The organism is Aeromonas sp. sif2433 (assembly GCF_019218705.1).
Classification (GTDB): Bacteria; Pseudomonadota; Gammaproteobacteria; order Enterobacterales; family Aeromonadaceae; genus Aeromonas; species Aeromonas encheleia.
Map to the genome: position 1 here is coordinate 181,469 of NZ_JAHUXD010000004.1, position 24,536 is coordinate 206,004.

Here is a 24,536-nt window from a genome sequence, read left to right on the forward strand (position 1 = left end):
CGCTCAGTTGTAAGCCGGGGTATTGGCCTGGCGCACCAGCAGATCGATCTGGTAACCCTGCTCGCGCTGCTGGTGATACAAGGTATGGAGCGGCCCGCCCAGCTCGTGCAGGGGCAGATGGGCGAAGCCCGCCTTGAAGTAGAAGGGTTTCTCGAATGGCAGGGCGTGGCAGACCACCGGCTTGTCCAGCAGATCGTGACAGGCCCGCTGCAACAGGCGGGAACCCAGGCCCAGGGACTGGTAGTGCGGCAACAGCCTGAAACCGCACAGGTGATAGTAATCCTGCTCGTCGCGCAGGCGCACGGCGCCCACCAGCCAGTGGGCATCGCGCACCACGAAGATCCGCTCGGCCAGATCCGGCACATAGTGGGAGAATGTCGTCTCGTAATAGTCCCTGATCAGGGAGAGATCCGCATCGCAGTACTCTTCGAAACTGAACTCCATTGCCCGCCTGCTTGTCACACCCATTTCACCCTTGGCCCAGCGGCCCTCTCTTTCCATTCATCATCCGTGCCTAGTCAACCTGACAGGTCAGACCACAGCCAAGATAGCACGCCTTGGCGTCACAAAAAACGGTGTTATTGATATCACGCTCTGTAACCCTGGTGGCCGGCCTGGCATGACTCCCGGCGCTGCACTTAGCGTAGACGTCGGTGCGATGCTGATGGATCCATCCTACCCGTTTTACGCATCTATGCCACAGAAACGCTCTCAAGATACTGATTTAAAATAAGAAGCTGAAAATGTAAACATTCATTAGCCATGCATCATTGATGTTTGGCCCAACAAATGGCGCCATGCGAGTGGCATTTTGAGCCTGCCTCCCATGATGAAACTTCGCTCTAGCCCAGCGCTGTCGCGGCCTGAGTCGGGTGCCTGCCGCGCAACCGGCCATCACCCACGATATTCCAACCAACGACGGTTTTCGCTACCAGATCCTGAACCAGACCGACGAGAGGCTGGCCTATGCCTATCTGCTCGGCAGCGGCGATTGCTTCGTGCTGTTCAAGCGTGGCAAGCAGGGGCTGGTCGGCATCAACAAGTGCGACTACGAGCAGGAGTACTGGCTCGACACCGCCAAGTTCGAGCTGGACTGGTATCGCACCTATAGAGACGTGCTCGAGCAGGCGGCCACCCTCAATGTGCAGAGCCAGTGGGTGCGGGTCGCCATCCCGGCGCGCAGCGCCCGGCTCTGGCGGCAGGAGTGAGCGAGCTGACGCCCTGAGCGAAGGCCGCCTGTGGGCGGCCTTCATGGTTCCCGCTTTTATTGCGGCCCGGCGCCTCGCCGAGCTTGTTCTGCCTCGCCCCTGATGCTTTACTCAACGGGGCTACCGAGGCTTAAGGAGCAAGCCGTTGAAAGCATGGATGTTGCTGGGAGCCATCCCACTGTTTCCCCTGTCCGTCTGGAGCCAGATACCGCCGCCGGCCGAGGTGGTGATCCTGGCCGCCGAGGCGCCGCCCTCAGTGCCTGCCGTGGCACCTCCCCCACCGCCCGTGGCAACGCCAACGATCGTAGCAACGCCAACGGTCGTGGCCGCGGCCCCAGTGCCGGCCTCCCGCCAGATCCAGGTCTACAAGTCGGTACAGAAGAACGGCGTGATCCGCTACTCCGACATCATGCCCGATCAGGGTCACTACGAGCTGCTGCTGTTCAACGACTGCTACGCCTGCGATCCCGCCTCCAAGGTCAACTGGCGCACCACAGGCCTCTTCCTCTATGACTATGCCAGCACCATCAAGGCGGCGGCCAAGACCTACAGCGTCGATCCCGCCCTCATCCGCGCGCTTATCCACGCCGAATCCGCCTTCAACCCGCTGGCCGTCTCCCGCAAGGGCGCCATGGGGCTGACCCAGCTGATGCCGGCCACCGCCCGCGAGCTCGGGGTGGGCAACGCCCTGCTGGCGGAGCAGAACATCTTCGGCGGGGTGAAGTACCTGGCGGGCTTACTCAAGCAGTATGACGGCAACATCTCTTTGGCCACCGCCGCCTACAACGCCGGGGCCGGTGCCGTGCAGAAACACGGCGGCATCCCGCCCTATGCGGAGACTCGCGCCTACGTGGAGCGAGTCAAACTGCTGCACCAACGCTACCGGGATATGCTGAGCGCCCGGGGCCTGTAAAGCATCAACATTCCCCCGCGATCCCCGATACCGAGACCCGCCCCCCATATGGTGGCGCAGGTGCCACTGCCGCACCGGCGCCACAAGGCGCTGCTAAGCGCCCGGGGCCTGTAAAGCCCACATTATCCCGCCCTATGCCGAGACCCGCCCCCATATGGTTCGGATTCCACTGCCACACCGGCACCACAAGAAGCGGCCGAGCACACGGAGCTTGTAAAACTCACGGCCCCATAAAACAAAAAACACGCCCGAAGGCGTGTTCTAGAGCAGCATGTTGCGCGAGCTTATTTCTGCTCGGTCGCCACCATGCGATAGGCCAGGGCACCCAGGATGCCGCCGACGATGGGGGCAACCCAGAACAGCCACAGCTGGCTGACGGCCCAGTCACCCACAAACAGCGCCACACCTGTGCTGCGCGCCGGGTTGACCGAGGTGTTGGTCACCGGAATGCTGATGAGGTGGATCAGGGTCAGGCACAGACCGATGGCGATCGGTGCGAAACCGGCCGGCGCGCGGCTGTCGGTGGCGCCCATGATCACGAACAGGAAGAAGCCTGTCATCACCACTTCACACACCAGGGCCGCCAGCAGGCTGTAACCACCCGGTGAATGCTCGCCATAGCCATTGGAAGCAAAGCCGGCAGTCACATCGAAGCCGGCCTGACCGCTGGCGATCACATAGAGCACGGCACCCGCCGCTATCCCGCCCAGCACCTGAGCCACGATATAGGGCAGCACGCCAGAGGCAGGGAAACGACCACCGGCCCACAGGCCAACGGTCACGGCCGGGTTCAGGTGGCAACCTGAGATGTGGCCGATGGCGAAGGCCATGGTCAACACGGTCAGACCAAACGCCAGGGAGACCCCGAGCAGACCTATTCCTACATTGGGGAATGCCGCCGCCAGCACCGCACTGCCACAACCCCCCAGCACCAGCCAGAAGGTGCCCATAAACTCAGCTGCATATGGTTTCACGCTAATAATCTCCCATGATGATGAAATATGAGCCGGGGCTCATGCGGACACTGTCATTAAACAGGCGCCACATTATGGGAGTGTGAATCAAGAAGATGAAGTGAGCCCATTTTGTCTATGAAATGTGACTAGCATCACAAGTTATTGATTAATTAAGAGGATTGTCATTATCACGCGCTATGGACCTCACTGGTCCGACCGGAGCCTGCGACAGGCTGCGGCAACAGTGCTGATTTAATCAACAGCGGCGAAACGTTTTGCCGGACCGGATGGACCGTGCCCGCGCTCAGCGATAGCGGCCGCGCACCGAGCCGGTCACCCGCCCCGCCATCTTGATCAGGCTCTGGCGGGTATGGAAGTGGCAGAGCGCCACCCCGAGGGCATCCGCCGCATCCGCCTGGGGCGTAGCCGACAGCTTGAGCAGATGAGTCACCATGTGCTGCACCTGCTCCTTGGCCGCCCCGCCCGTGCCCACCACCGCCAGCTTGATCTGGGTCGCCGAGTATTCGCTGACCGGCAGCAGGGCGTTGACCGCCGCGACTATGGCGCTGCCCCTGGCCTGACCGAGCTTCAAGGCCGAATCGGCGTTGCGGGCCATGAACACCCGCTCGATGGCGAACTCGTCTGGCTTGAACTGGGTGATGATCTCGCTCACCCCGTCATACACCTGCTTGAGGCGCGACGGCAGCTCGCCCAAGTCGGTACGGATGCAGCCAGACCCCAGATACTCCGCCTTGCCTGCGACTATACGGATCACGCCGTAGCCGGTGATCCGCGAACCCGGATCTATCCCCAAAATAATGCTCATGAAACCATCGTTGCTCTAAAGGCAGATCATGGGCGCCAAGATAGCAAACAAGCCCCCGCTTGGCTCGCATAGCCGCAGGCTGGCCCGCTGACTGCGCGCGGAAGCACCATCTTATACAGTGGTATGGCGACGCACTGACCAGTGCGCCCCATCAAGCCGTGGCCCATGCCAGCGTAAATCCCCCCTCCCCACCCGAGCGTTACTCCCCGGCCAGGGTCACCAGCTGCTCGGCCAGTTGATGGCTGCGCAGATAACTGTCGATGAGAGCGCCATCGGCCTTGCCCGCCTCAATCTGTGCATACCAGTGCGCCAGCATGGCATTGAAACCGCGCCGCGCCAGCACCGGCTGCCAGTCATCCACCGCGATGCTGCTCAGCTGCTTGCCACGGGCGAGGGTGCCCTGGGTGCAGTTCTCCACCTGCAGCGACAGATCCTCGCCATAGAGGCTGATGCGCTCCTCGGTGATCCCGGCGCTGCGGTTCATGCTGCCGCTCACCGCCGCCTGCCCGCTCTGCCAGGCCACGCTCACCCCGGCCAGCAGCTCGGGCTGCTGGCTACTGCGCCTGAGCACGGCATGCAAGGGGCCGGTGGGCGCACCGCCATAGTGGCAGAGGCTGTCGAGCACATGGATAAAGTCATCGAACAGGAACTGGCGGGGCAACCCGGGCAGGGCATGGCGGTGCTTCTGCCAGTGCAGCTCGGTCACCGGCTGCTGACGAGCGGCCGCGAGTGCGGGCAGATAACGGCGGTTGAAGCCCACGAACAGCGGACAATCCTTCGCCATGGCCAGATTGCCCAGCGCCTCCACCTCGGCGGCGCTGTCACAGAGCGGCTTGTCGACAAAGGTGGGGATGCCGGCGCGCAGGCACTGCTCCGCCAGCCTGCCATGCACGGCGGTGGCGGCATGGATCATCACGGCATCCGGGCGGCTCGCCAGCAGCGCATCCACCTCGGTAAAGCACTCTGGGATCCGGTACTGGCGGCCAAGCTTGTCCAGCACCGCCGGGTTGCGGGTGCAGAGCAGCGGGGTGACCCGCTCATCGCTGGCGAGCAGCGGCAGATAGGCCTTCTGGGCGATATCGCCGAGGCCAATCAGGGCAATGCGCATGGGAACTCCTTGTCATGGATGCGATGGCACAGGGTAACATCCGGCGCTTTCTATTCGAGCTCTTTCGAGAGCCCCTTGGCCTGCTCTCTGGCATCCAGCCATTTGCCGACTCTGGCACCCAGCTCGGAGCAGATCATTGCGCTGACCATGGCCCCGATCATCCGGTTCATATTCGAGATATCTTTTGATTCAAGGAGCAGGGGCGCGATCAGGTTAAAGGCAATGAGCCCCATCACCAGCCCGAGCCCGCTGCCAATCTTCTCTCTTCTAGATCTCGCTTTAATCGCCATCCGCTCACTCCTCCTGTGCAGGGATGTCCGCTGCAATATGTCTAGGGAAGAGACCATTCCCTCCTCCCCTATTAGCCAGCCGTCAAGATAGCAAAGCTACTATCACCTGGCCGCTTTTGATTGAGCATGGTGATGCGCTTTGATGATCTGCTTCAAATAACAATGATTTTCTGATGGTTACCTCCGTTTTATGCTCGCTGGCCCAGCTTCGTTTGGCTTAGCATGACTATCCAGAACCTGTTGAACCGCGATGGGTTGCTGCGCCGCTGATCAATGAAGCATGTTGGAAGCGGTCATCCACGGGCGGTAGCGTGGGATTTCCCTGTCGGCGGTGGTGGCGTAGGTTGGCGCTGAACGAAGTGAAGCCCAACGTTTACCGAACATTCGAGATCCCCAAAAATCCGGACATCCACAAGCTCGTAGCCAACGATAAGGAAATCAATGCGCTATCGCCGCGCCCAAGCCAGCGGAGCCTGTTGGTTCTTCACCGTCAATCTGGCCAACCGCAAGCAAGATCTGCTGATCCGCCATATCGATCTGTTGCGCGGAGTCATCCGCCACGTCAAGAAGCAACATCCGTTCGAGATCATTGCCATGGTGGCGATGCCGGATCATCTGCACACTATCTGGCGATTGCCGCCAGACGATAGTGATTATTCCATCCGTTGGGCCTTGATAAAGGCAGGTTTCTCCCGCGCCCTTCCTAAAACAGAACGGATAAGAGAAAGCCGGGTAACCAAGCGGGAACGCGGCATTTGGCAGCGACGGTATTGGGAGCATTTGATCCGGAATGACATGGATTTACAGGCCCACGTTAATTACATCCATTTCAACCCGGTCAAACACGGTTATTGCATCAAGCCTGTCGACTGGCCTTATTCCTCCATCCACCTTTATATCAGGCGAGGATGGATAAATAGCGATTGGGCCCTTGATATTGATTTGGATGTAGAGTAATGAACATGGTTACGAGGTAAAAATTTATTTAAAAATGAAAATTCAACTTATCAAGGATAAACATCTTTTGGGTAAACGTTGGGCTTCGCTCCGCTCAGCCACAACCTACGACATTAATTGACATTGTAGGTTGGTGCTGAGCCTGCGAAGCCCAACATACGAGATCAGCCACAACCTACGATATTATTTAACAGTGTAGGTTGGTGCTGAGCCTGCGAAGCCCAACATACGAGATTAGTCTACCTATCTATCCTTATTGATAATTAGGGATGATGGTCCCGCTGGTCAATGGAATTATTGGAAGCCGGCACTACAATGTTTGAATTGAAAGTTAATACTGAGGTATATCATGAGTTGGCTGTTAGAAAATAAAGAGTGGGTTTTCAGTGGCGTTGGTGTTTCTGTTGTCGTTTTTATTTTTTCAATATTTAAGAAAAATTCTGAGCTAAAACAAACCCAGAAATCTGGTAAGAGTTCTAAAAATTATCAAGCTGGCGGTGATATAAATATAGGTAAGAAAAATGATAAATGATCAAGTTCAAAAACAACAAGGTGGGGATTCATCAACAAATCTTCAAGGTCAATCTATTGTAATAAATCAAGGTATCAGTTATTCGGATGCCCGTGATATTGCCCTTGATGTTTATAGGTCAAACTTTATACAGCTATCTAATGATGCAGCTGAATTGGCAAGAAATAGAGCAGTAGAGTTAACAGACTGTTTTCTACAAAAGCTCAAGGAAACAAATGAGGCTGCAATTGAAGAAATGAAACAACCGGCTATGCAAGCAGCACTTTATGAAGCTCAGAAACAATATGCAAAATCTGGCGATCATGAATTAGAATATATGCTAGTCGATATCCTCGTGCAGCGAGCCTCTACTTCCGAGCGAAGTACAAAACAAATTGTTTTAGATGAGGCTTTAGAAGTCGTGAGCAAACTAACAAATCAACAGTTAAATATTCTCTCCTTAAATTTTTCTCTAACTCGCCTTTTTCGTAATAATATTAACAATCTAGAGAGTTTGATAAACTATATTAGAACTGAGGTTTTAATATTTGTAGACAAGAATGTAGATTACCATCAGTCGTGGTTCGAGCACTTAGCTTATAGTGGTTGCGTAACACTTTTAGATGCCTCCTCGTATAAGTCAATACCTGAATTGATGCTGAATCAATATCCAGCTATGTTTCAAAAGGGTTTTGAAAAAGAAGAATTTGAAGGTTTTATTGGCAAACCAATGTCTGACTTCAACCAACTATTGATGGTTTGTTTTCATACAATAAACCTATATCAATTCAACCTCATAAATGACAGGCTTCTAGCTGAGCAAGCTAAGGAGATTGGCATTGAAAATGAAGATATTCAAAAGCTAAAAAATTACTTCAACGCTAAATTAATGAACTCAAATGAAGTAAAAATGTGGTTAGATAATAAGATGCCAGAGCTAGAGTTTTTGTTTGAAAACTGGGATGGAGAAGATAAGAAACTATCAAAGATACAATTAACCACAGTTGGAATTGCGCTAGCCCAAGCTAATTACAAACAGAAGGTTAAAGATGTAAACTTTGATTTGGGAATATGGGTAAAATAATCCTATAACAGAAAACTTATTAATGTTGATTTGTATCGCGCTAAACATTTAATATTCGTCTGACATGGTGTTATCTCATACATTAGACTTCACGAGCCATCCCAACCTAAAGGCTGAATAAAAAGGCGACCATATGGTCGCCTTTTTTATTTTATATCACTTCCCAAATCAGGAATATCACCTTGCCGGTCGCTTGGCTGCATTCCCTTTGGCTGCTGGTTTGGCACCCGGCTTGGCAGAGCCAGCCCGGGTCGGCTCCTTGCCCTTATGGGCGGGTTTGCCAGCCGGTTTGCCTTGACCAGCCCCTTGAGCGGCGGGTTTGCCGTTGCCAGCCCCTTTGCTGAGCTGGGAGCCTACTGGCTTGCCATTGCCCGCCTTGCCGCCCTTGCTGGCGGCAGGGGTGTCGCTGCGAGGCTTGCCTTGGGAGGCGGCGGCCCCTTGCGCGCCTGCACCCTTACCGCCAGCCGCCTTGTTACCAGCCCCATTGCCCCGCTGATGGACGATATTGCTGTGGCGAGTCAATGCAGGCTTGAGGCCCTTGTTGATACTGCGTTCGGCCTTGACCTCGCCGCGTCCTTCCGGCGGCACCAGGCAGTCGGGGCCGTTGCCGATCAGGTGACCCTTGCCCATCTCGAGCAGCGCTTCGCGGATCATGGGCCAGCCGGCCGGATCGTGGTAGCGCAGCAGCGCCTTGTGCAGGCGGCGACGGCGCTCACCCTTGACCACGAATACGTCCCCGCCCTGGCGGCTCACCTTGTTGAGCGGGTTTTTCTCGGTGTAATACATGGTGGTGGCGTTCGCGAGCGGCGACGGGTAGAAGTTCTGCACCTGATCCAGCTTGAAGCGGTTGGTCTTGACCCAGAGCGCCATGTTCACCATGTCCTCATCCGTGGTGCCCGGGTGGGCCGAGATGAAGTAGGGGATCAGGTACTGCTGCTTGCCCGCCTCTTTCGAATACTTGTCGAACAGCTCCTTGAACTGGTAGTAGCTGCCCATGCCCGGCTTCATCATCTTGGAGAGCGGACCCTCCTCGGTGTGCTCGGGGGCAATCTTCAGGTAGCCGCCGACGTGGTACTTGGCCAGCTCCTTGATGTAGCGCGGATCTTCCACCGCGATGTCGTAGCGCACCCCGGAGGCGATCAGTATCTTCTTGATGCCCTTCACATCCCGCGCCTTGCGATAGAGATCGATGGTCGGGGTATGGTCGGTGTCCATGTGCGGGCAGATGGTCGGCCAGACACAGGAGGCGCGGCGGCAGGTCTGCTCGGCCCTTGGGCTCTTGCAGCGCAGCTTGTACATGTTGGCGGTGGGGCCGCCGAGATCCGAGATGACGCCGGTGAAGCCCGGCACCTTGTCGCGGATCTCTTCGATCTCTTTGATGATCGACTCTTCCGAGCGGCTCTGGATGATGCGCCCCTCGTGCTCGGTGATGGAGCAGAAGGAGCAGCCGCCGAAGCAGCCGCGCATGATGTTGACCGAGGTCTTGATCATCTCGTAGGCCGGGATCTTCTCCTTGCCATAGGCCGGGTGCGGCACCCGCTGATACGGCAGGCCGAACACCCCGTCCATCTCGTCGGTTTCCAGCGGGAAGGCGGGCGGGTTGACCCAGACGATGCGATCGCCGTGAGCCTGGGAGAGCGCGCGGGCACAGCCCGGATTGGTCTCGTGGTGCAGGATGCGCGACGCATGGGCGTAGAGCACCTTGTCTTCCTTCACCCGCTCGAACGCCGGCAACTTCACATAGGTTTTCTCCCATGGCTTCTGCTTGGGCGGCTGCACCAGCACCGGCTTGGCCTCCTGCGCCGCCGGCGCCACCTCGGTGGCGTCATCGGAGCAGGGCACCCCTTCCATGTAGGGGTTCATGATGGGGTCGATGCGGCCGATCTGATCCAGCTTGCTCGAATCCACCCCGCGCCACTCGGGCAGCGGCTCCTTGCGGATCACGGCGGTGCCGCGGATGTCCTGCATGGTCTCCATGGTCTCGCCGTTGGCGATGCGGTGCGCCACCTCGATCAGCGGCCGCTCGGCGTTGCCGTAGATCAGGATGTCGGCCTTGGCGTCCAGCAGGATGGAGCGACGTATGGTCTCGGACCAGTAGTCGTAGTGAGCTATGCGGCGCAGGGACGCCTCGATGCCACCTATCACCACAGGCACCTCCTTGAAGGCCTCCTTGCAGCGCTGGGTGTAGACCAGGGTGGCGCGATCGGGCCGCTTGCCGCCCACATCCCCGGGGGTGTAGGCGTCGTCGTGGCGCAGCTTCTTGTCGGAGGTGTAGCGGTTGATCATGGAGTCCATGTTGCCCGCGGTCACCCCATAGAAGAGGTTCGGCTTGCCCAGGCGCATGAAGTCATCCTTGGAGGACCAGTCCGGCTGGGCGATGATGCCGACCCGAAAGCCCTGGGATTCCAGCATGCGGCCGATGACCGCCATGCCGAAACTCGGGTGATCCACGTAGGCGTCACCGGTCACCAGGACGATGTCGCAGCTGTCCCAGCCGAGCTTGTCCATCTCCGCGCGGGACATGGGCAGGAAGGGCGCCGTGCCGTAGCACTCGGCCCAGTAGCGGGGATAGGAGAAAAGGTGGGTAACCGGCTGCATTTTGAACACCTGGAACAATTCGGGTCGCGCATTATACCGGCAGAGCCGTGCGGGAGCGATGGCTTTTTACCCCCATAAACCCAGAGGGATAAGCCGTGAGTGCCCGTGAGGCGAGGCGCACCGCCGCCGTGGTGGCAGGCAGCGCCGACAACCGGCCAACAAAGAGGGCGCCCGCAGGCGCCCTTCTCAATCCAGCGACTTCGGCCTGGCCGCTCAGGCCGCCGGCTTGCCCCGCTGCTCGGGCTCGCTGTCCAGCGCCAGCGCCTCGTCCACCAGCAGATCCCGCGCGCCCGTCATGCCGGCCCGTCTGGCCAGCAGGTGATAGATGGCCGGCACCATCACCAGGGTCACCAGGGTCGCCAGGGAGAGGCCGAAGAACACCACAGTCCCCACCGCCATCCGGCTCTCGTAGCCGGCCCCCATGGAGATCATCAGCGGCACGGCGCCTATGATGGCGGTCAGCGAGGTCATCAGTATGGGCCGCAGGCGGCGCACCGAGGCCGCGATGATCGCCTCCTCGAATCCCTCGCCACGCTGGCGCAGCTGGTTGATGAACTCGACGATGAGGATGCCGTTCTTGGTCACCATGCCGATCAGCATGATCATGCCGATCTGGCTGTAGATGCTCAGCTCCTGCCCCGTCAGCCACAAGCCCAGCAGGCCACCGAAGATGCCGAGCGGCACAGTCACCATCACCACGGTCGGGGTCAACAGGCTCTCGAACTGCGCCACCAGCACCAGATAGACCACCAGCAGGGCCAGGCCGAACACCATCAGCATCTCGCCCTGGTTGTCACGGTAGTCCTTGGAGTCGCCGGCATAGTCCACCGTCATGCCGGCGGGCAGATGGGTGCTGGCCCAGCCGTCGAGGAAGTCGAGCGCCTCCCCCAGGGTGTGGCCGGGGGCCACGTCCGCGGTGAGGGCGATCGCCTTCTGGCGCTGGTAGTGGTTGAGGCGCTGCGGGCTCGCCACCTGCTTGACGGTGGCCAGGGTCGACAGGCTCACCATCTCGCCGCTGGCCGCCTTCAGATAGATGCGGCTGACATCCGAGATGCCGTTGAAGTCGCTCTGATTGGCGCGCAGGTAGACGTCATACTCCTCGCCCCTGTCCACATAGGTGGTCTGGCTGACACCGCCGAGCAGGGCCTGCAACGAGCTGGCCACGGTGGAGACAGGGATGCCGAGCTGGCTGGCCCTGTCCCGCTCTATGGTCACCTGCAGCTCGGGGGTCTTCTCGGCGTAGTCCAGATCCGGCGCCAGCATCAGACCACTCTGGGCGGCGGCCTGCTGCAACACCAGCCCCTGCTGGTAGATCTCGGCATAGTCCGAACCCTGCAGCACGAACTGCACGGCGGCGTTGGAACCGCCCTTGAAGCCGGGCTGGAAGGTGCGGATCATCACGTCAGGAATGGCGGCGAGGCGTGTGCTGAGGGTGCGGGCGAACTCGGTCGCGGTCTCGCCGCGCACCGCCCAGTCGGTCAGCTGGATGATCGCCATCCCGGTCTGATCGCCACCGCGGCCGAAGGCCGGGGTGCTGAAGCTCATGGCCTGCACCACCCCCTTGCCGAGCAGCGGCATGACCGCGGCCTCCACCTGCTGCATGTTGCGCTTCATCCGCTCTATGCTGGTGCCCTCGGCCCCCTTGACGAACACATAGAGCACGCCCCTGTCCTCGGTCGGGGTCAGGCTGGCGGGCAGCTGGCTAAACAGGGCGCCGATGCCGCCGAGGCAGAGCACCAGCACCAGCGGGGTCCAGGCGGAGCGGCGCAGCACCCAGCCCAGCAGACGCCGGTAGTGCAACTCCACCCAACCGAGGCCACGGTCCAGGGTCGCGGTCAGGGCGTTGGGCTTGTCGACCGCGCGCATCAGCCAGGAGCCCATGGCCGGAGTCAGAGTCAGCGCCACCAGGGAGGAGAACAGCACGGCGAGCGACAGCAGGATGGCAAACTCGGTGAAGAGCCGCCCCACCATGCCATCCATGAAGGCGATGGGCACGAACACCATCACCAGCACGGCCGTGGTCGCGATCACCGCAAAGCCCACCTCGCGGGTACCGTGCCAGGCCGCCATCAGCGGGGGCTCCCCCCGCTGCAGATGGTGATGGATGTTCTCCACCACCACTATGGCGTCGTCCACCACCAGGCCGATGGCGAGAATAAGGGCGAGCAATGTGATGAGGTTGATGGAGAAGCCGAGGTACCAGGCGCCGATGAAGGCGGAGATGAGCGACACCGGCACGGTGATGGCCGGGATCAGGGTAGTTCGCCCCTGCCCCAGGAACAGATAGAGCACGGCCACCACCAGCACGGCGCAGATGGCCAGGGTGATATACACCTCGTGGATGGCCTGCTTGATGAAGACGGTGGAGTCGTAATCCACCTCGAGCTTGGCCCCCTCCGGCAGGAAGCGCTGCATCTCGCTCATCTTCTGCTCTATCCCCTGCGCCACCGCCAGCGGGTTGGCGGTGGACTGGGCGACTATGCCAATCCCCAGGCTCTCCTTGCCATTGCGCTGGTAGGCGCTGTCTTCGTTCTTGGCCCCCACCTCCACGTCGGCGATGTCGGCCAGGTAGATGCTCTGGCCATTGGCGGCGGTCGCCACCGGCAGGGAGCGAAAATCCTCGGCACTGTGGTAGAGACGGGCGATCTGCACCGCCATCGTCATGCTGTTGTTGCGGATCTCCCCGCCCGGCAGCTCGATGTTCTCCCGCTTGAGGGCATCCTGCACGTCCGCCACCGTGATGCCGCGGGCCGCCATGTCGGCGGGACGCAGCCTGACATACATCACCTGGGTCAGATCGCCGGACAGGGAGATCTCGCTCACCCCGTCCACCAGACTCAGGGGGTCGACCAGCACCCGGTTGGCGTAATCGGTCAGGGCGGTGCGGTCCATCTGGGTGCTGCTGAAGTTGAGCCAGATCGCCACATCCCCGTTACCGTTGTCCTTGGTGACCATGGGCTCGTCCACCTCGTCCGGCAACTTGGGACGGGCGCGGGAGATGGCGTCACGCACATCCGAGGTGCCTTCTACCATGTTCCAGCCGAGCTTGAACTCCACCGTGATGGAGGAGCGCCCCTTGCGGGTCACAGAATTGATGTTCTTGATGCCGCTGATGCCGGAGAGCTGATCTTCGATGGGCTTGGTGACCTGGCTCTCCATGACCTCGGGGGCGGCGCCGTCATAGGTGGTGGTGATGGAGACGGACGGGGTCTGCACGTCCGGCATCTCCCGCACCGTCAATTTGCTGAAGGCCACCAGGCCGAACACCGTGAGCAGGGCACTGATGACCACCGCCACCAGCGGGCGGCGCACTGACATATCGGAGAGCCACATCAGCCTTTTACCTCTGCCAGATCGCGCACATAGGCACCGTCACGCAGGTTGACCAGCCCCTCGACCGCGATGCGATCGCCGACGCTCAGCCCCTTGATGACCCACACCTCCTCGCCATGGGTATCCCCCAGCTCCACCGGGATGCGCTTCACCCGGCCATCCGTCTCCAGCCGGTAGACGAAGCGCTGCTCGCCGGCGTACTCCACCGATTGGGCCGGGATCAGGGTCATCTTCTGGGCGGGCAGGGAGAGCTCCACGTTCATCATCATGCCGGGCCGCAGCTGGCCGGTGGGATTGGGGATGATGACGCGGGCCTTGATGTTTTGGGTCTCGTTGGAGATCCGGCTGTCGAGCGTCTCCAGCACGCCGGAGAAGGATTGGTCCGGCCAGGCCGAGCTGGTGGTCGTCACCGCCATGCCCGGCCTCAGCAGGGCGAGATAACGCTCGGGCACCGCCAGATCGAGCCGCAGCTTGGCGAGTTCATCCAGGTGGAGCAGCACGTCGCCGCTGTTGACCAGGGCGCCCTCGCTGAGATCGATCAGGCTGACGGTGCCGTTGAAGGGGGCCGGCAGGGTGCGCAGCGACAGCTCGTACTGGGCCGCGTCGACCCTGGCCTGGGCCTGGGCCACGGTCGCCTCCTGCCCTTCCAGCTCCGAATTGGTGATGGCGCCGCGCTCCACCAGCCGGCGCATGTCGCGCAACTTGCGCTTCTCATCGCGCAGGCTGGCGCTCTGCTCGGCCAGCTCCGCCCGCTGCTTGCCCTCATCCAGGGCGATCAGGGTCTCCCCCTGCTTGACCCGCTGACCGGAGCGCACTCCTATCTTGACGATGCGGCCGGTGACCTCGGGACTGACCGCCACTGAGCGATTCGCCGCCAGCTTGCTGACCAGCTTGATGGAGGGCTCGGCCAGGCTCTGCCGGACTGTCTGCGCCCGGATATTGACTTGCTTCGGCTGGGGTTTGCTGACCGGTTCGGCCTGACGAAGATACCAGAGGCCCGCCACCAGCAGGGCGAGCGGGAGGAGCCACAACCATATGCGCATTTTCATCAAACAATCCATGCAATGTAGGAGAAACGGGGAGACTTCATCAATGATGGCATCATGGTAACTCCTGACTATGCCGCGACTATGTATAAATGTGACAAATCGTAACAGCCAGGGCGAAAGATCATCAGACTCGCCTGTGACTGGTGAATCTGACCCTAGGTCGGGCCCAGGCTTGCGGCCGCACTCAGGGTGAGGGCTAGCAGGATGACGGCCGGGAAAACAGGGAGTAAGCTGGAGCCCTTACTCATGCAAGGAGACGCACCGTGTCACGAAAACCCCGTTTGGGACTGGCTCTGGGCAGCGGCGCTGCCCGAGGCTGGGCACACATAGGCATCATACGGGCACTGGAGCGGCTCGGCGTCAAACCGGATCTGGTGGCCGGTTGCTCCATCGGCAGCTTCGTGGGCGCCGCCTACGCCGCCGGTGAGCTGGACAAGCTGGAGTCCTGGGTACGCGGCTTCAGCCGGCTGCAGGTGATGGGACTGCTCGATCCCGCCCTCTCCGGCGGCCTGTTTCGCGGCGAGAAGGTGTTTGGCATCGCCGCCAACCACCTCGGCGATCCCCCCATCGAGAGCCTGCCGCTGCCCTTCGCCTGCGTCGCCACCGAACTCAACACCGGGCGCGAGATCTGGCTGCAAGAGGGCCCGCTGCGCCAATGCGTGCGCGCCTCCTGCGGCATGCCCGGTATCCTGACCCCGACCCGGGTCGACGATCAGTGGCTGGTGGATGGCGCCGTGGTCAATCCTGTGCCCATCTCCCTCGCCCGCGCCATGGGGGCCGAGGTGGTGATCGCCGTCAACCTCAACGCCGATATGCACCAGCCCTGGGCTGACGACTCCGACGAACCCGTTCAGGGCGGCCGGTTCAGCCAGTGGCTGAATCGGGGTGAACCGAGCACCCCCGGCATGTGGAGCGTGATGACGGGCTCCATCAACATCATGCAGGAGCGCATCACCCGCGCCCGTATGGCCGGGGACCCCCCCGAGATCCAGCTCTGCCCGCGTCTTGGCAGCTTCTCCATCATGGATTTCCATCGGGCGAGCGACGCCATCGGCGAGGGCGAGGCCTGCGTCGAACGTAACCTGGAGCAGCTCAAGGAGGAGTTGTCCCGGCTCAGGCTCATCTAAGCCCTGCTACTCGCCATAAAAAAAGAGCGCCACCGGGCGCTCTTTTTTATCTCAGGGAAGGGGATCAGAACAGCCCCAGCCCCTTGAGCATCACGATCAGGATCAGCAAGGGCGACACATAACGGATGATGAAGAACAGCGGCTTGAGGATCTTCAGCTCCAGCTTGCCCCCATTGGTCAGCGCCGCCGCCATCCGCTCATAGCCCCAGACCCAGCCGACAAACAGGCAGAGGAAGATCCCGCCGAGCGGCATCAGCACGTTGGACGAGATGAAGTCGAACAGATCGAAGAAGGTCTTGCCGGCGATCTGCACCTCCGCCAGGGTGCTGTTGGAGAGCGCACAGGTCGAGCCGACCCCCCCCAGCACCAGCAGGTTGATCAGGGTCGCCTTGGGGCGGCTCATGTGGAAGCGCTCCGACAGCACCGAGACCGGCACCTCCAGGATGGAGAGCATGGCGCCGGTCGCCGCGATGGCGGAGAGCACGAAGAACAGCACCATGAACAGATGGCCGAACGGGATACTGGCGAACACCGCCGGAATGGTGATGAACAGCAGGGAGGGGCCGGCCGAGGGCTCGAAGCCAAACGCAAACACCGCAGGGAAGATGGCGATCCCCGCCAGCATGGAGACGAACAGGTCAGCACACATGACCCGGACCGTGGTCAACGGGATGTGCTGATCGTCCCGGAAATAGCTGCCATAGGTCATCATGCAGCCCATGCCGATGGAGAGCTTGAAGAACGCCAGCCCCATGGCCGTCAGCACCACGCCGGCGGTGATCTTGGAGAAGTCCGGGGAGAACAGGAAGCGCAGCCCCTCGCTCGCCCCCGGCAGGGTCAGGCTGCGCAGGCCGATCACCAGCAGCAGGATGAACAGCACCGGCATCAGCCTCTTGGTCACCGCCTCTATCCCCTTGGCGACCCCCATCAACAGTATCCCCCCCATCAGCGCCAGCACCAGCCACTGCCACAGCAGGCTCTGCAGCGGGTCGGTGATCAAGGAGTTGAAGGCCGCACCGGTGACGGCGGGATCGGTCGACAGGATCTCCCCGCTGATCGCCTTGAAGATGTAGGCGAACACCCAGGCCGCCACCTCGGAGTAGAAGGACATAATAAGGAAGGCCGCGGTGACTCCCATGGCCGCGATCAGCCACCAGGGCTGTCCCTTGGGCGCCAGCTTGATGAGTCCGCTCACCGCGTCGGATTTGGCCTGACGGCCCAGCATGATCTCCGAGATCATCACCGGCAAGCCCACCAGCAAGGTGGCGATGACATAGACCAGCAGGAAGCCGGCGCCGCCATTTTCCCCGGTCAGGTAGGGGAATTTCCAGATATTGCCGAGGCCGACGGCCGAGCCCAGGGTGGCGGCGAGCACGCCGAAGGTGCTGGTGAAGCCATCTCTGGCTTTCGGTATGGTTTGACTCATGCTTGTCTCACTGTACGCATCACGGGAGGAGGCTCCCCATTCAAGGGTCGGAATTCTCTGGGGATTAATCCAGCTTGCCAAGTGGTTTTAATTAAAATCACTGCGCAGAGCACAGCCGACAGCATTTAATTAAATTCAGCGGTATTTTGATGGATAAAAAAATGCCGCCTCGAGGGCGGCACTTTTACCAAAGCTCCGATGATCAGGCCTTGGCAATATCGTCCGGACCGATCTGACCGATTTCGGCGACTTTCTTGTCAGCCAGCAGCCAGAGGGTGAACTTGTGCAATTCCGGGTGATGAGCCAGGGCGACCAGGAAGGCGCCTCCGACTTCACGATAACCCAGTTCATAGTTCTTCAGGGTAGTCGGGGGGACACCCAGCAGATCGGCAAACTTGGGACGGCTCAGGCCAACCGCTTCGCGGATCTGACGGATCTTCTTGCCAACAGTTACGATATTTGAATTCATGGTGTTCCATACTCCGTTCGGCGGATTCACTCCACCTGTATTTTTCGCGACGACTCGTAGTCAAGTGTATCAGTTTTGAACGGACTCGTTATGGTCGAGCCTCTATCTTTAATAAGCGTCTTTCGACGACAACCCTAACAAACATCGGGGATGGTAATCGCAGAGCAGCCTCAGGTAAACAGTCTCGAAAAGAAACCTTATTGTTGCCACGGCCATAACTCGTATAATCCGCCGGTTATCCCTTAAAGAGTAATCAGCATGGCATTTCCAGGCATCATCTCCCGTCTTCATCCCGATTCGGACCCCGCGACCCTCGCTCGACAGCTCCTTCAGGGCCAGCAAACCCGAGCCGAGGCGTTCTGGTTGCCAGCCGCCCTGCAAAGCGAGGCCGCGTCAGTGCTGGCGGCCCTCTCCGACCGGTGCAGCCTTTACCTCGAGCAGCCCGGCACGCAGCCCCTGCGCGGCCACGACGGCGTCTTGCAGGAGGATGGCACCCTGCTGCTCGGCAATGGTAACCATATGAAGCTTGCCGTGACGCAAGGAGATGGCGGCCTGGTGCCCGAACAGGGTCTGTGCGAGATGGCGCTGTGGCTGGAGGCCGGACATCGAAATTTCATTTGTTCAGCAGCAGTTCAGCCCGTGGCGCGGGCCATCCTCAATATCTGGCCCCTCGACCCCTATCTCGCCCGCCATTTTCTCCTCAGCTTCACCCCCTTGCTGTGCGAAGCAACCGAGGCCGATTACCTGGCGGTATTTTCCACGCGGGAGTCTGGAGCCACGGCACGGCCGGCCTGGGTTGAGGCCTATATGAAGCTTGAAAAAAAGCTGCACCGCGCCTACTTGGATCACTAATAAATTCGGATAAACAGCCAGTTACTCACACGACACAAATTGCCTTATCGATTATCTGTGAGCTTGATCATGTTTTGAAATGAGCATAAAGTGCGCCACGTCATCGGAATGACATCGGCTGTTCGTGAAGGGGGAAGCATTGTCGACAATGCAACCCGTTCACCTGTGCACCCAGATACGTGCCTCCTGGATGGATCTAGGATCCCTGCTCGGTGCAACCATTGTTGCCCGGCAGAGCCAGCAGCTTACATAAATTAAAAAATGCGAAGCACGTGGACTACGTGCCATCTCAACGAGGATTTTTTTATGATGAAAATGGCTCCTTCCCTGATCGCCATCGCTATGGCTACCATGGGCGCAACTGCTGCACACGCCGCTGACGACATCTACTTCGGTGCCGGTGTCGGTGCTACTCACTTCAACGGTCTGAACAAGATCGAAGGCGTTACCGCCGGTGAAGAAGACGCAGCTGCTGCAAATGCCTTCGTAGGTTACAACTTCAACGAATACTTCGGTTCCGAGCTGGGCTACCAGTACACCGGCCGTGGTAACACCGATGGCAACCGTTACGAGAGCCAGGGTGCCACCCTGTCCGGTATCGCTCGTCTGCCGCTGGGTAACGACTTCTCCCTGTTCGGTGAAGCTGGCGCCTACTGGGGCCACACCGACGGTATGGGCACCAGCGATACCAAAGTATCCCCGCTGGCTGGCGCCGGTGTGACCTACAAGGTTAACGACGCTCTGGATCTGCAAGCTCGTTACCGTTACATGTGGGACGTGGCTGACCTGACTACCGCCACTGGCGAGCAGTACAAGTCCAACCAGAGCGTGGCTACCCTGGAAGCCGTTTACCACCCGTTCCGTACTTCCTACGTAGCACCGGTTGCCGCTCCTGTTGTTGAAGAAGCCGCTCCTGCTCCGCAGATCGTTGAGAAGAACTTCGCCCTGAACTCCGACGTGCTGTTTGCCTTTGGCAAAGACAGCCTGAAGGCCGAAGGTGTTGACGCTCTGAACGCTCTGTACCAGCAGATCGTTGAGTTCCAACCGAAAGACGGCAACGCCGTAGTCGTTGGTTACACCGACCGCATCGGTTCTGACGCTTACAACCAGAAGCTGTCCGAAGCTCGTGCCCGCACCGTTGCCAACTTCCTGGTCAGCAAGGGTATGGCTGCCAGCAAAGTCGGTATCGAAGGTCGTGGCGAAGCCAACCCTGTCACCGGTACCAAGTGTAACGGCGTCAAGGCCAAGGCTGAGCTGATCTCCTGCCTGGCCCCGGACCGTCGCGTAGAAGTTCGCATCTCCGGCGTTCAGGAAGTTCAGCAGTAATCTGACTCCGCTCAGATAATGCGAAAAGGGGATGCCACGGCATCCCCTTTTGCTTGCCTGCGATCTGCGTCACGGCAACGATCTCCCTCTCCTGCCCCCTTGCCGTCTCCCCCTCCTCACCGCTAGTCCCTCGCTGGATGTTTGTACAGAAACTTGATCAATGTGGGTCAAAAGAATACAGTAGCCTCGCTTGTAAGACATTGGATGAACTATTAAAAGTGCTTATTGCCCGGTTAGTTGTCCATGGAGAATTAGCTTCATGAGAATCCAGGTTACCATCCATTTTTTATTCAAGCCGCCCGTGATCGGCTCACGACGTCGCAGCATGAATTGTCATCTGCGGTCGGTATAACAGAAGAGTGCGCAGTACGCCCATAGCACGGCAACTCAACGAGGATAAAATGATGAAAATGAAAATGGCACCAACCCTGATTGCTCTGGCTATTGCAGCCATGGGAACTTCCACCGCCCAGGCGGCAGACGACTGGTACACAGGTATGGGTGCCGGTTGGGCATATGGCCATGACCTTGACTCCTTCGGCCAGGATGCCGACAAGGACGCCACCGCGCTGTCCCTGTTTGGTGGCTACAACTTCAACGAGAACTTTGCCGCTGAGCTGGGTTATCTCTACGCCGGCAAGGGTGGCGTCGATGGCGTCGACTTCAAGACCCAGGGTGCGACTCTGTCCGGTATCGCCCGCCTGCCGCTGAGCGACATCTTCTCCGTGTTTGCCGAAGGCGGTGCCTACTTCAACCACGTCAACGGCAATGGTGAGAGCGACAACGGCACGGCCCCCCTCGCCGGCCTGGGTCTGACCGCCAAGCTCTCCGATCTCATCGATGTGCAGGCCCGTTACCGCTACATGTGGAGCCTGGGTGACGAGCAGAAGACCTGGGAAACCGACATGAGCGTCGCGACCCTGGAACTGGTGATGCACCCGAACCGCACCACCTATGTCGCTCCCGTAGTGGCCCCCGTGGTCGCCGAGCCGGCTCCCGTCGTGGTCGACAAGAACTTCTCCCTGAGCTCAGACGTGCTGTTTGCCTTCGGCAAATCCACCCTGAAGCCGGAAGGGACCGCCGCACTCAATACTCTGTATCAGCAGATCGTTGACGTTCAGCCGAAAGATGGCAGCGCCGTGGTGGTGGGTTACACCGACCGCATCGGCTCCGATGCCTACAACCAGAAGCTGTCCGAAGCACGCGCCCGTACCGTGGCCGACTTCCTGGTCGGCAAGGGCCTGCCGGCAGGCAAGGTGGCCATCGAAGGTCATGGCGAAGCCAACCCGGTCACCGGCACCCAGTGCGATGGCGTCAAGGGCAAGAACGAGCTGATCTCCTGCCTGGCTCCGGATCGTCGCGTCGAAGTGCGCGTCACCGGGGTGCAGGAAGTCCAGCAATAAGCTGCATGCTTGCACGAAAAGAAGGGGCCGCACGGCCCCTTTTTTTATGCCAAAATATTGCCGCCCGCCCCCCTGGCCGGATCACAATAGCTGCCGGTTGTCTCACAGAATTTCTATATGGATGCGCCACTTAAGTGGTTAAACCTCTTATATCGCCTATACATAATGGTGGTTATGCATAACAAGGGCTGGGAGCCCTATAACACCCAACATCGACGAGGATACGCGATGAACATAAGACTGAAACCGGTATGGATTGCATTGGCATTGGCGACCACGGCGGCGCAGGCGGCCCCCGTTCACGACTGGTATATAGGGGCAGGGGCGGGCTGGGCATGGGCACATGATATCGATGACTTTAGTCAGGATGTCAGCGACGATGACACCGCCTACAACGTCTTCGCTGGCTATAACTTCACCGAAAACCTGGGCGCCGAACTGGGCTATCTGTCCGGCGGCGAATGGGACATCAATGGCCACGAGTTCAGCAATCAGGGGGCAACCCTGTCGATCCTGGGCCGGCTGCCATTGAATGACATCTTCTCGGTGTTTGCCGAGGGTGGTGGCTACCTCTACAGCGTCAAATCCATCAACGGCAACGAAGAGAACCTGGCGCCGCTGGCCGGGCTTGGCATGACCGCCAGGCTGACCGACTGGATCGACATCCAGGCCCGCTATCGCTATATGGTGCGGGTGGGTGATGACTCGGACAACGACAAGGTGGGCAGCGGCACCCAGCGCTGGGTCAGCGACATCAGCACCGCCACCTTGGAGCTGGTGCTGCACCCCAACCGCACCGTGGCCGCGGCCGTGGTCGCCGCCCCCATAGTGGCGCCGCCCCCGGCTCCGGCCCCCGTGGATCAGACCTTCAACCTGAGCTCGGACGTGCTGTTTGCCTTCGGCAAGGCGGAGCTGAAACCTGAGGGGATGCAGGCGCTGGAGTCGCTCTATCAGCAGATAGTCGACATCCAGCCCAAGAATGGCAGCGCCGTGGTGATGGGCTACACCGACCGCATCGGCTCGGATGCCAACAACCAGGCGCTGTCGGAAGCCCGCGCAAGCACAGTAGCCAACTTCCTGATCGGCAAGGGCCTGCCGGCCGACAAGGTCAGCATTCAGGGCAATGGCGAGAGCAACCCGGTGACCGGCAACCAGTGTGACGAGGTCAAGCCCAGGGCCGCACTCATCGACTGCCTCGCCCCGGATCGCCGGGTCGAGATCCGGGTCACCGGCGTGCAGGATGCCGACGCCGCCATGCCCGCCACCTCTGAGCCAGCGACTGAGCCCGCCCTCGAGCCGGCTGCCGAGCAACCGGCACAGTAGCAACCGGCACTCATGCCGTGCACAAAAAAAGGGATGCTGCCGCATCCCTTTTTGCATCTGTGCCATTGACCCCGATCAGAACGAGGTGCGGCGATAGCGCCGGTATTCCGGCCGCCAGAAGTTCGCCTCTATGGCCTGATCGATCACCTCATCCGGAGTCTGCACCGCCTTGCCCTGCAACATGGCGGTCTTGGCCACCATCTTGGCGATGTAGCGGGACACCTGGTGGATATCCGCCAGATCCGGCAGCAAGGAGCCATCCTCCCCCTTCACCAGCGGTGAACACTCCGCCAGGGCACGGCTGGCCGACATCAGCATGGCATCGGTCACCCGGGTGGCACCGGAGGCGATGACGCCGAGCCCGATCCCCGGGAAGATGAAGGAGTTGTTGCACTGGGCGATGACGTAGCGCTTGCCCTTGTGCTCCACCGGCGCGAACGGGCTGCCGGTCGCCACCAGCACCTGGCCATCGGTCCAGCGGATGAGGTCCGCCGGGGTGGCCTCCACCCGGGAGGTGGGGTTGGAGAGCGGGAAGATGATGGGGCGGGTGCAATGCTTGTGCATGGTCTTGACCACCTCTTCGGTGAACAGACCCGGCTGACCGGAGACGCCGATCAGGATATCCGGCCGACCGTGCTCCATCACCTCCAGCAGGGAGATGTTGTCCCCCACCGGCCACTCTTTGATCCGCTCCACCGGCTGGGAGAGACGGCGCTGGAACGGCAGCTGGTTCGGGATCTTGTCGGTGATGAGGCCGAAGCGGTCGACCATGAACACCCGGCCCCGCGCCTCGGCATCATTCAGCCCTTCGGCCTTCATCTGCGCCACTATCTGCTCGGCGATGCCGCAACCGGCGCTGCCGGCGCCGAGGAAGGCGACCCGCTTCTCGGAGAGCTTGGCACCGGAGGCCTTGCAGGCCGCGATCAGGCTGCCCAGCGTCACCGCGGCCGTACCCTGGATGTCGTCGTTGAAGCAGCACAGCTCATCCTTGTAACGATTGAGCAGCGGGGTGGCATTGCCCTGGGCGAAATCCTCGAACTGCAGCAGGATCTCGGGCCAGCGGCGCTTGACCGCCTGGATGAAGGCATCGACGAACTCGTCATACTCCTCCCCCGAGATGCGCGGATTGCGCCAGCCCATGTAGAAGGGATCGTTGAGCAGCTGCTGGTTGTTGGTGCCCACATCCAGCACCACCGGCAGGCAATAGGCCGGGGAGATGCCGCCACAGGCGGTGTAGAGCGACAGCTTGCCGATGGGAATGCCCATGCCGCCGATGCCCTGATCGCCGAGACCCAGGATCCGCTCGCCGTCGGTGACCACTATCACCTTGACGTTCTGCTTGGTGGCGTTCTGCAGCATGTCATCGATCCTGTCCTTGTCCGGATAGGAGATGAACAGGCCGCGGGCACGGCGGTAGATGTTGGAGAACTCCTCGCACGCCTTGCCCACGGTCGGGGTGTAGATGACCGGCAGCATCTCGGTCAGATGGTTGGTCAGCAGGCGATAGAACAGGGTCTCGTTGGTATCCTGGATGTTGCGCAGGTAGATGTGCTTGTCCATGTCGTTGCCAAACGCCATGAACTGGCGATAGGCCCGCACGGTCTGCTCTTCGATGGTCTCGATGTTCTGGGGCAGCAGGCCTTCCAGGTTGAAGCTGCTGCGCTCCTCGCTGGTGAAGGCGCTGCCCTTGTTGAGCAGCGGCGTCTCCAGCAGGGCCGGGCCGGCGTAGGGAATGTAGAGAGGACGTTTCTGATTATTATCTTCAAACATGGATCTG

Annotated in this window: 20 protein-coding genes and 1 pseudogene; 10 read left to right on the forward strand and 11 right to left on the reverse strand. The window is 60.0% G+C overall.

Features of this window, described 5'->3' with window-relative positions; translation table 11 throughout:
• Positions 1 to 3: 3 nt before the first annotated feature.
• Positions 4 to 444, reverse strand: coding sequence for a GNAT family N-acetyltransferase (locus KW825_RS08140; RefSeq protein ID WP_218328893.1), 441 nt, complete (start codon positions 442 to 444; stop codon positions 4 to 6).
• A gap of 446 nt (positions 445 to 890) precedes the next feature.
• Between KW825_RS08140 and KW825_RS08145 the strand changes: the two are divergent.
• Positions 891 to 1,208: pseudogene (locus tag KW825_RS08145) on the forward strand (alpha-amylase); the annotation flags it as partial.
• A gap of 157 nt (positions 1,209 to 1,365) precedes the next feature.
• Entirely contained in the window at positions 1,366 to 2,121 is a 756-nt protein-coding gene (locus KW825_RS08150) for a lytic transglycosylase domain-containing protein (RefSeq protein ID WP_218328979.1), read from the forward strand.
• Positions 2,122 to 2,405: 284 nt separating this feature from the next.
• Here the strand turns inward: KW825_RS08150 and aqpZ are convergent, their stop codons facing one another.
• The 4 genes from aqpZ to KW825_RS08170 form a co-directional block, all read right to left on the reverse strand.
• A complete protein-coding gene (gene aqpZ, locus KW825_RS08155) occupies positions 2,406 to 3,095 on the reverse strand; it encodes an aquaporin Z (protein ID WP_042653962.1) in 690 nt (229 codons plus the stop codon).
• Positions 3,096 to 3,381: 286 nt separating this feature from the next.
• Positions 3,382 to 3,903 (reverse strand): crossover junction endodeoxyribonuclease RuvC, encoded by a 522-nt coding sequence (gene ruvC / locus KW825_RS08160; RefSeq protein ID WP_042653963.1) that lies wholly within the window; start codon positions 3,901 to 3,903, stop codon positions 3,382 to 3,384.
• A 199-nt stretch (positions 3,904 to 4,102) separates the two neighbouring features.
• On the reverse strand, positions 4,103 to 5,011 hold the full coding sequence (locus tag KW825_RS08165; protein WP_218328894.1) for a Gfo/Idh/MocA family protein: 909 nt from the start codon (positions 5,009 to 5,011) through the stop codon (positions 4,103 to 4,105).
• 50 nt (positions 5,012 to 5,061) lie between these two features.
• Complete coding sequence (locus KW825_RS08170) at positions 5,062 to 5,301, reverse strand: hypothetical protein (RefSeq protein ID WP_218328895.1); 240 nt, start codon at positions 5,299 to 5,301, stop codon at positions 5,062 to 5,064.
• A gap of 441 nt (positions 5,302 to 5,742) precedes the next feature.
• Between KW825_RS08170 and KW825_RS08175 the strand changes: the two genes are divergently transcribed.
• The 3 genes from KW825_RS08175 to KW825_RS08185 all read left to right on the forward strand — a co-directional run bounded on the left by KW825_RS08175 (position 5,743) and on the right by KW825_RS08185 (position 7,853).
• Positions 5,743 to 6,258, forward strand: coding sequence for a transposase (locus KW825_RS08175; protein WP_218328896.1), 516 nt, complete (start codon positions 5,743 to 5,745; stop codon positions 6,256 to 6,258).
• A gap of 349 nt (positions 6,259 to 6,607) precedes the next feature.
• Positions 6,608 to 6,790, forward strand: a complete 183-nt coding sequence (locus KW825_RS08180; protein WP_218328897.1) for a hypothetical protein — start codon at positions 6,608 to 6,610, stop codon at positions 6,788 to 6,790.
• Entirely contained in the window at positions 6,780 to 7,853 is a 1,074-nt protein-coding gene (locus KW825_RS08185) for an LPO_1073/Vpar_1526 family protein (RefSeq protein WP_218328898.1), read from the forward strand. Before KW825_RS08180 ends, KW825_RS08185 begins: the two co-directional genes overlap by 11 nt.
• Before the next feature lie 177 nt (positions 7,854 to 8,030).
• Here KW825_RS08185 and KW825_RS08190 read toward each other — a convergent pair whose 3' ends face one another.
• The 3 genes from KW825_RS08190 to KW825_RS08200 all read right to left on the reverse strand — a co-directional run bounded on the left by KW825_RS08190 (position 8,031) and on the right by KW825_RS08200 (position 14,833).
• A complete protein-coding gene (locus KW825_RS08190) occupies positions 8,031 to 10,451 on the reverse strand; it encodes a YgiQ family radical SAM protein (RefSeq protein ID WP_218328899.1) in 2,421 nt (806 codons plus the stop codon).
• Positions 10,452 to 10,664: 213 nt separating this feature from the next.
• Complete coding sequence (locus KW825_RS08195) at positions 10,665 to 13,784, reverse strand: efflux RND transporter permease subunit (RefSeq protein WP_218328900.1); 3,120 nt, start codon at positions 13,782 to 13,784, stop codon at positions 10,665 to 10,667.
• The gene (locus KW825_RS08200; protein ID WP_218328901.1) at positions 13,784 to 14,833 is read right to left on the reverse strand and encodes an efflux RND transporter periplasmic adaptor subunit; all 1,050 of its coding nucleotides are present in this window, start codon (positions 14,831 to 14,833) and stop codon (positions 13,784 to 13,786) included. The genes KW825_RS08195 and KW825_RS08200 overlap by 1 nt, the downstream gene beginning before the upstream one ends.
• 263 nt (positions 14,834 to 15,096) lie before the next feature.
• Between KW825_RS08200 and rssA the strand changes: the two genes are divergently transcribed.
• A complete protein-coding gene (gene rssA / locus KW825_RS08205; RefSeq protein ID WP_218289923.1) occupies positions 15,097 to 15,960 on the forward strand; it encodes a patatin-like phospholipase RssA in 864 nt (287 codons plus the stop codon).
• 64 nt (positions 15,961 to 16,024) lie between these two features.
• Here the strand turns inward: rssA and KW825_RS08210 are convergent, their stop codons facing one another.
• The gene (locus KW825_RS08210; RefSeq protein WP_218328902.1) at positions 16,025 to 17,386 is read right to left on the reverse strand and encodes a sodium-dependent transporter; all 1,362 of its coding nucleotides are present in this window, start codon (positions 17,384 to 17,386) and stop codon (positions 16,025 to 16,027) included.
• 202 nt (positions 17,387 to 17,588) lie between these two features.
• Positions 17,589 to 17,855, reverse strand: a complete 267-nt coding sequence (locus KW825_RS08215) for a DNA-binding transcriptional regulator (RefSeq protein WP_005298604.1) — start codon at positions 17,853 to 17,855, stop codon at positions 17,589 to 17,591.
• 258 nt (positions 17,856 to 18,113) lie between these two features.
• Here KW825_RS08215 and KW825_RS08220 point away from each other — a divergent pair, with 258 nt between their 5' ends.
• From KW825_RS08220 to KW825_RS08235, 4 genes are all read left to right on the forward strand, one after another.
• Positions 18,114 to 18,707, forward strand: coding sequence for a hypothetical protein (locus tag KW825_RS08220; protein ID WP_218328903.1), 594 nt, complete (start codon positions 18,114 to 18,116; stop codon positions 18,705 to 18,707).
• A 306-nt stretch (positions 18,708 to 19,013) separates the two neighbouring features.
• Positions 19,014 to 20,033 (forward strand): porin OmpA, encoded by a 1,020-nt coding sequence (locus KW825_RS08225; protein WP_042653971.1) that lies wholly within the window; start codon positions 19,014 to 19,016, stop codon positions 20,031 to 20,033.
• 404 nt (positions 20,034 to 20,437) lie between these two features.
• Positions 20,438 to 21,436, forward strand: coding sequence for a porin OmpA (ompA, locus tag KW825_RS08230; RefSeq protein WP_218289921.1), 999 nt, complete (start codon positions 20,438 to 20,440; stop codon positions 21,434 to 21,436).
• 228 nt (positions 21,437 to 21,664) lie between these two features.
• Entirely contained in the window at positions 21,665 to 22,759 is a 1,095-nt protein-coding gene (locus KW825_RS08235) for an OmpA family protein (RefSeq protein WP_218328904.1), read from the forward strand.
• A 75-nt stretch (positions 22,760 to 22,834) separates the two neighbouring features.
• On the opposite strand, the gene KW825_RS08240 is transcribed toward KW825_RS08235, so the two are convergent.
• A complete protein-coding gene (locus tag KW825_RS08240; RefSeq protein WP_218328905.1) occupies positions 22,835 to 24,529 on the reverse strand; it encodes an NAD-dependent malic enzyme in 1,695 nt (564 codons plus the stop codon).
• Positions 24,530 to 24,536 lie beyond the last annotated feature (7 nt).

Bases quoted from the DNA above. Each gene is read 5' to 3' on its own strand.
- KW825_RS08180 (WP_218328897.1), top strand. From the start codon at position 6,608: ATGAGTTGGCTGTTAGAAAATAAAGAGTGGGTTTTCAGTGGCGTTGGT.
- KW825_RS08185 (WP_218328898.1), top strand. From the start codon at position 6,780: ATGATAAATGATCAAGTTCAAAAACAACAAGGTGGGGATTCATCAACA.
- KW825_RS08210 (WP_218328902.1), bottom strand. From the start codon at position 17,386: ATGAGTCAAACCATACCGAAAGCCAGAGATGGCTTCACCAGCACCTTC.
- KW825_RS08170 (WP_218328895.1), bottom strand. From the start codon at position 5,301: ATGGCGATTAAAGCGAGATCTAGAAGAGAGAAGATTGGCAGCGGGCTC.
- KW825_RS08140 (WP_218328893.1), bottom strand. From the start codon at position 444: ATGGAGTTCAGTTTCGAAGAGTACTGCGATGCGGATCTCTCCCTGATC.
- ompA (WP_218289921.1), top strand. From the start codon at position 20,438: ATGAAAATGAAAATGGCACCAACCCTGATTGCTCTGGCTATTGCAGCC.
- KW825_RS08240 (WP_218328905.1), bottom strand. From the start codon at position 24,529: ATGTTTGAAGATAATAATCAGAAACGTCCTCTCTACATTCCCTACGCC.
- KW825_RS08220 (WP_218328903.1), top strand. From the start codon at position 18,114: ATGGCATTTCCAGGCATCATCTCCCGTCTTCATCCCGATTCGGACCCC.
- KW825_RS08175 (WP_218328896.1), top strand. From the start codon at position 5,743: ATGCGCTATCGCCGCGCCCAAGCCAGCGGAGCCTGTTGGTTCTTCACC.
- KW825_RS08165 (WP_218328894.1), bottom strand. From the start codon at position 5,011: ATGCGCATTGCCCTGATTGGCCTCGGCGATATCGCCCAGAAGGCCTAT.
- KW825_RS08190 (WP_218328899.1), bottom strand. From the start codon at position 10,451: ATGCAGCCGGTTACCCACCTTTTCTCCTATCCCCGCTACTGGGCCGAG.
- KW825_RS08200 (WP_218328901.1), bottom strand. From the start codon at position 14,833: ATGAAAATGCGCATATGGTTGTGGCTCCTCCCGCTCGCCCTGCTGGTG.
- KW825_RS08235 (WP_218328904.1), top strand. From the start codon at position 21,665: ATGAACATAAGACTGAAACCGGTATGGATTGCATTGGCATTGGCGACC.
- KW825_RS08215 (WP_005298604.1), bottom strand. From the start codon at position 17,855: ATGAATTCAAATATCGTAACTGTTGGCAAGAAGATCCGTCAGATCCGC.
- KW825_RS08150 (WP_218328979.1), top strand. From the start codon at position 1,366: ATGTTGCTGGGAGCCATCCCACTGTTTCCCCTGTCCGTCTGGAGCCAG.
- ruvC (WP_042653963.1), bottom strand. From the start codon at position 3,903: ATGAGCATTATTTTGGGGATAGATCCGGGTTCGCGGATCACCGGCTAC.
- KW825_RS08195 (WP_218328900.1), bottom strand. From the start codon at position 13,784: ATGTGGCTCTCCGATATGTCAGTGCGCCGCCCGCTGGTGGCGGTGGTC.
- KW825_RS08225 (WP_042653971.1), top strand. From the start codon at position 19,014: ATGATGAAAATGGCTCCTTCCCTGATCGCCATCGCTATGGCTACCATG.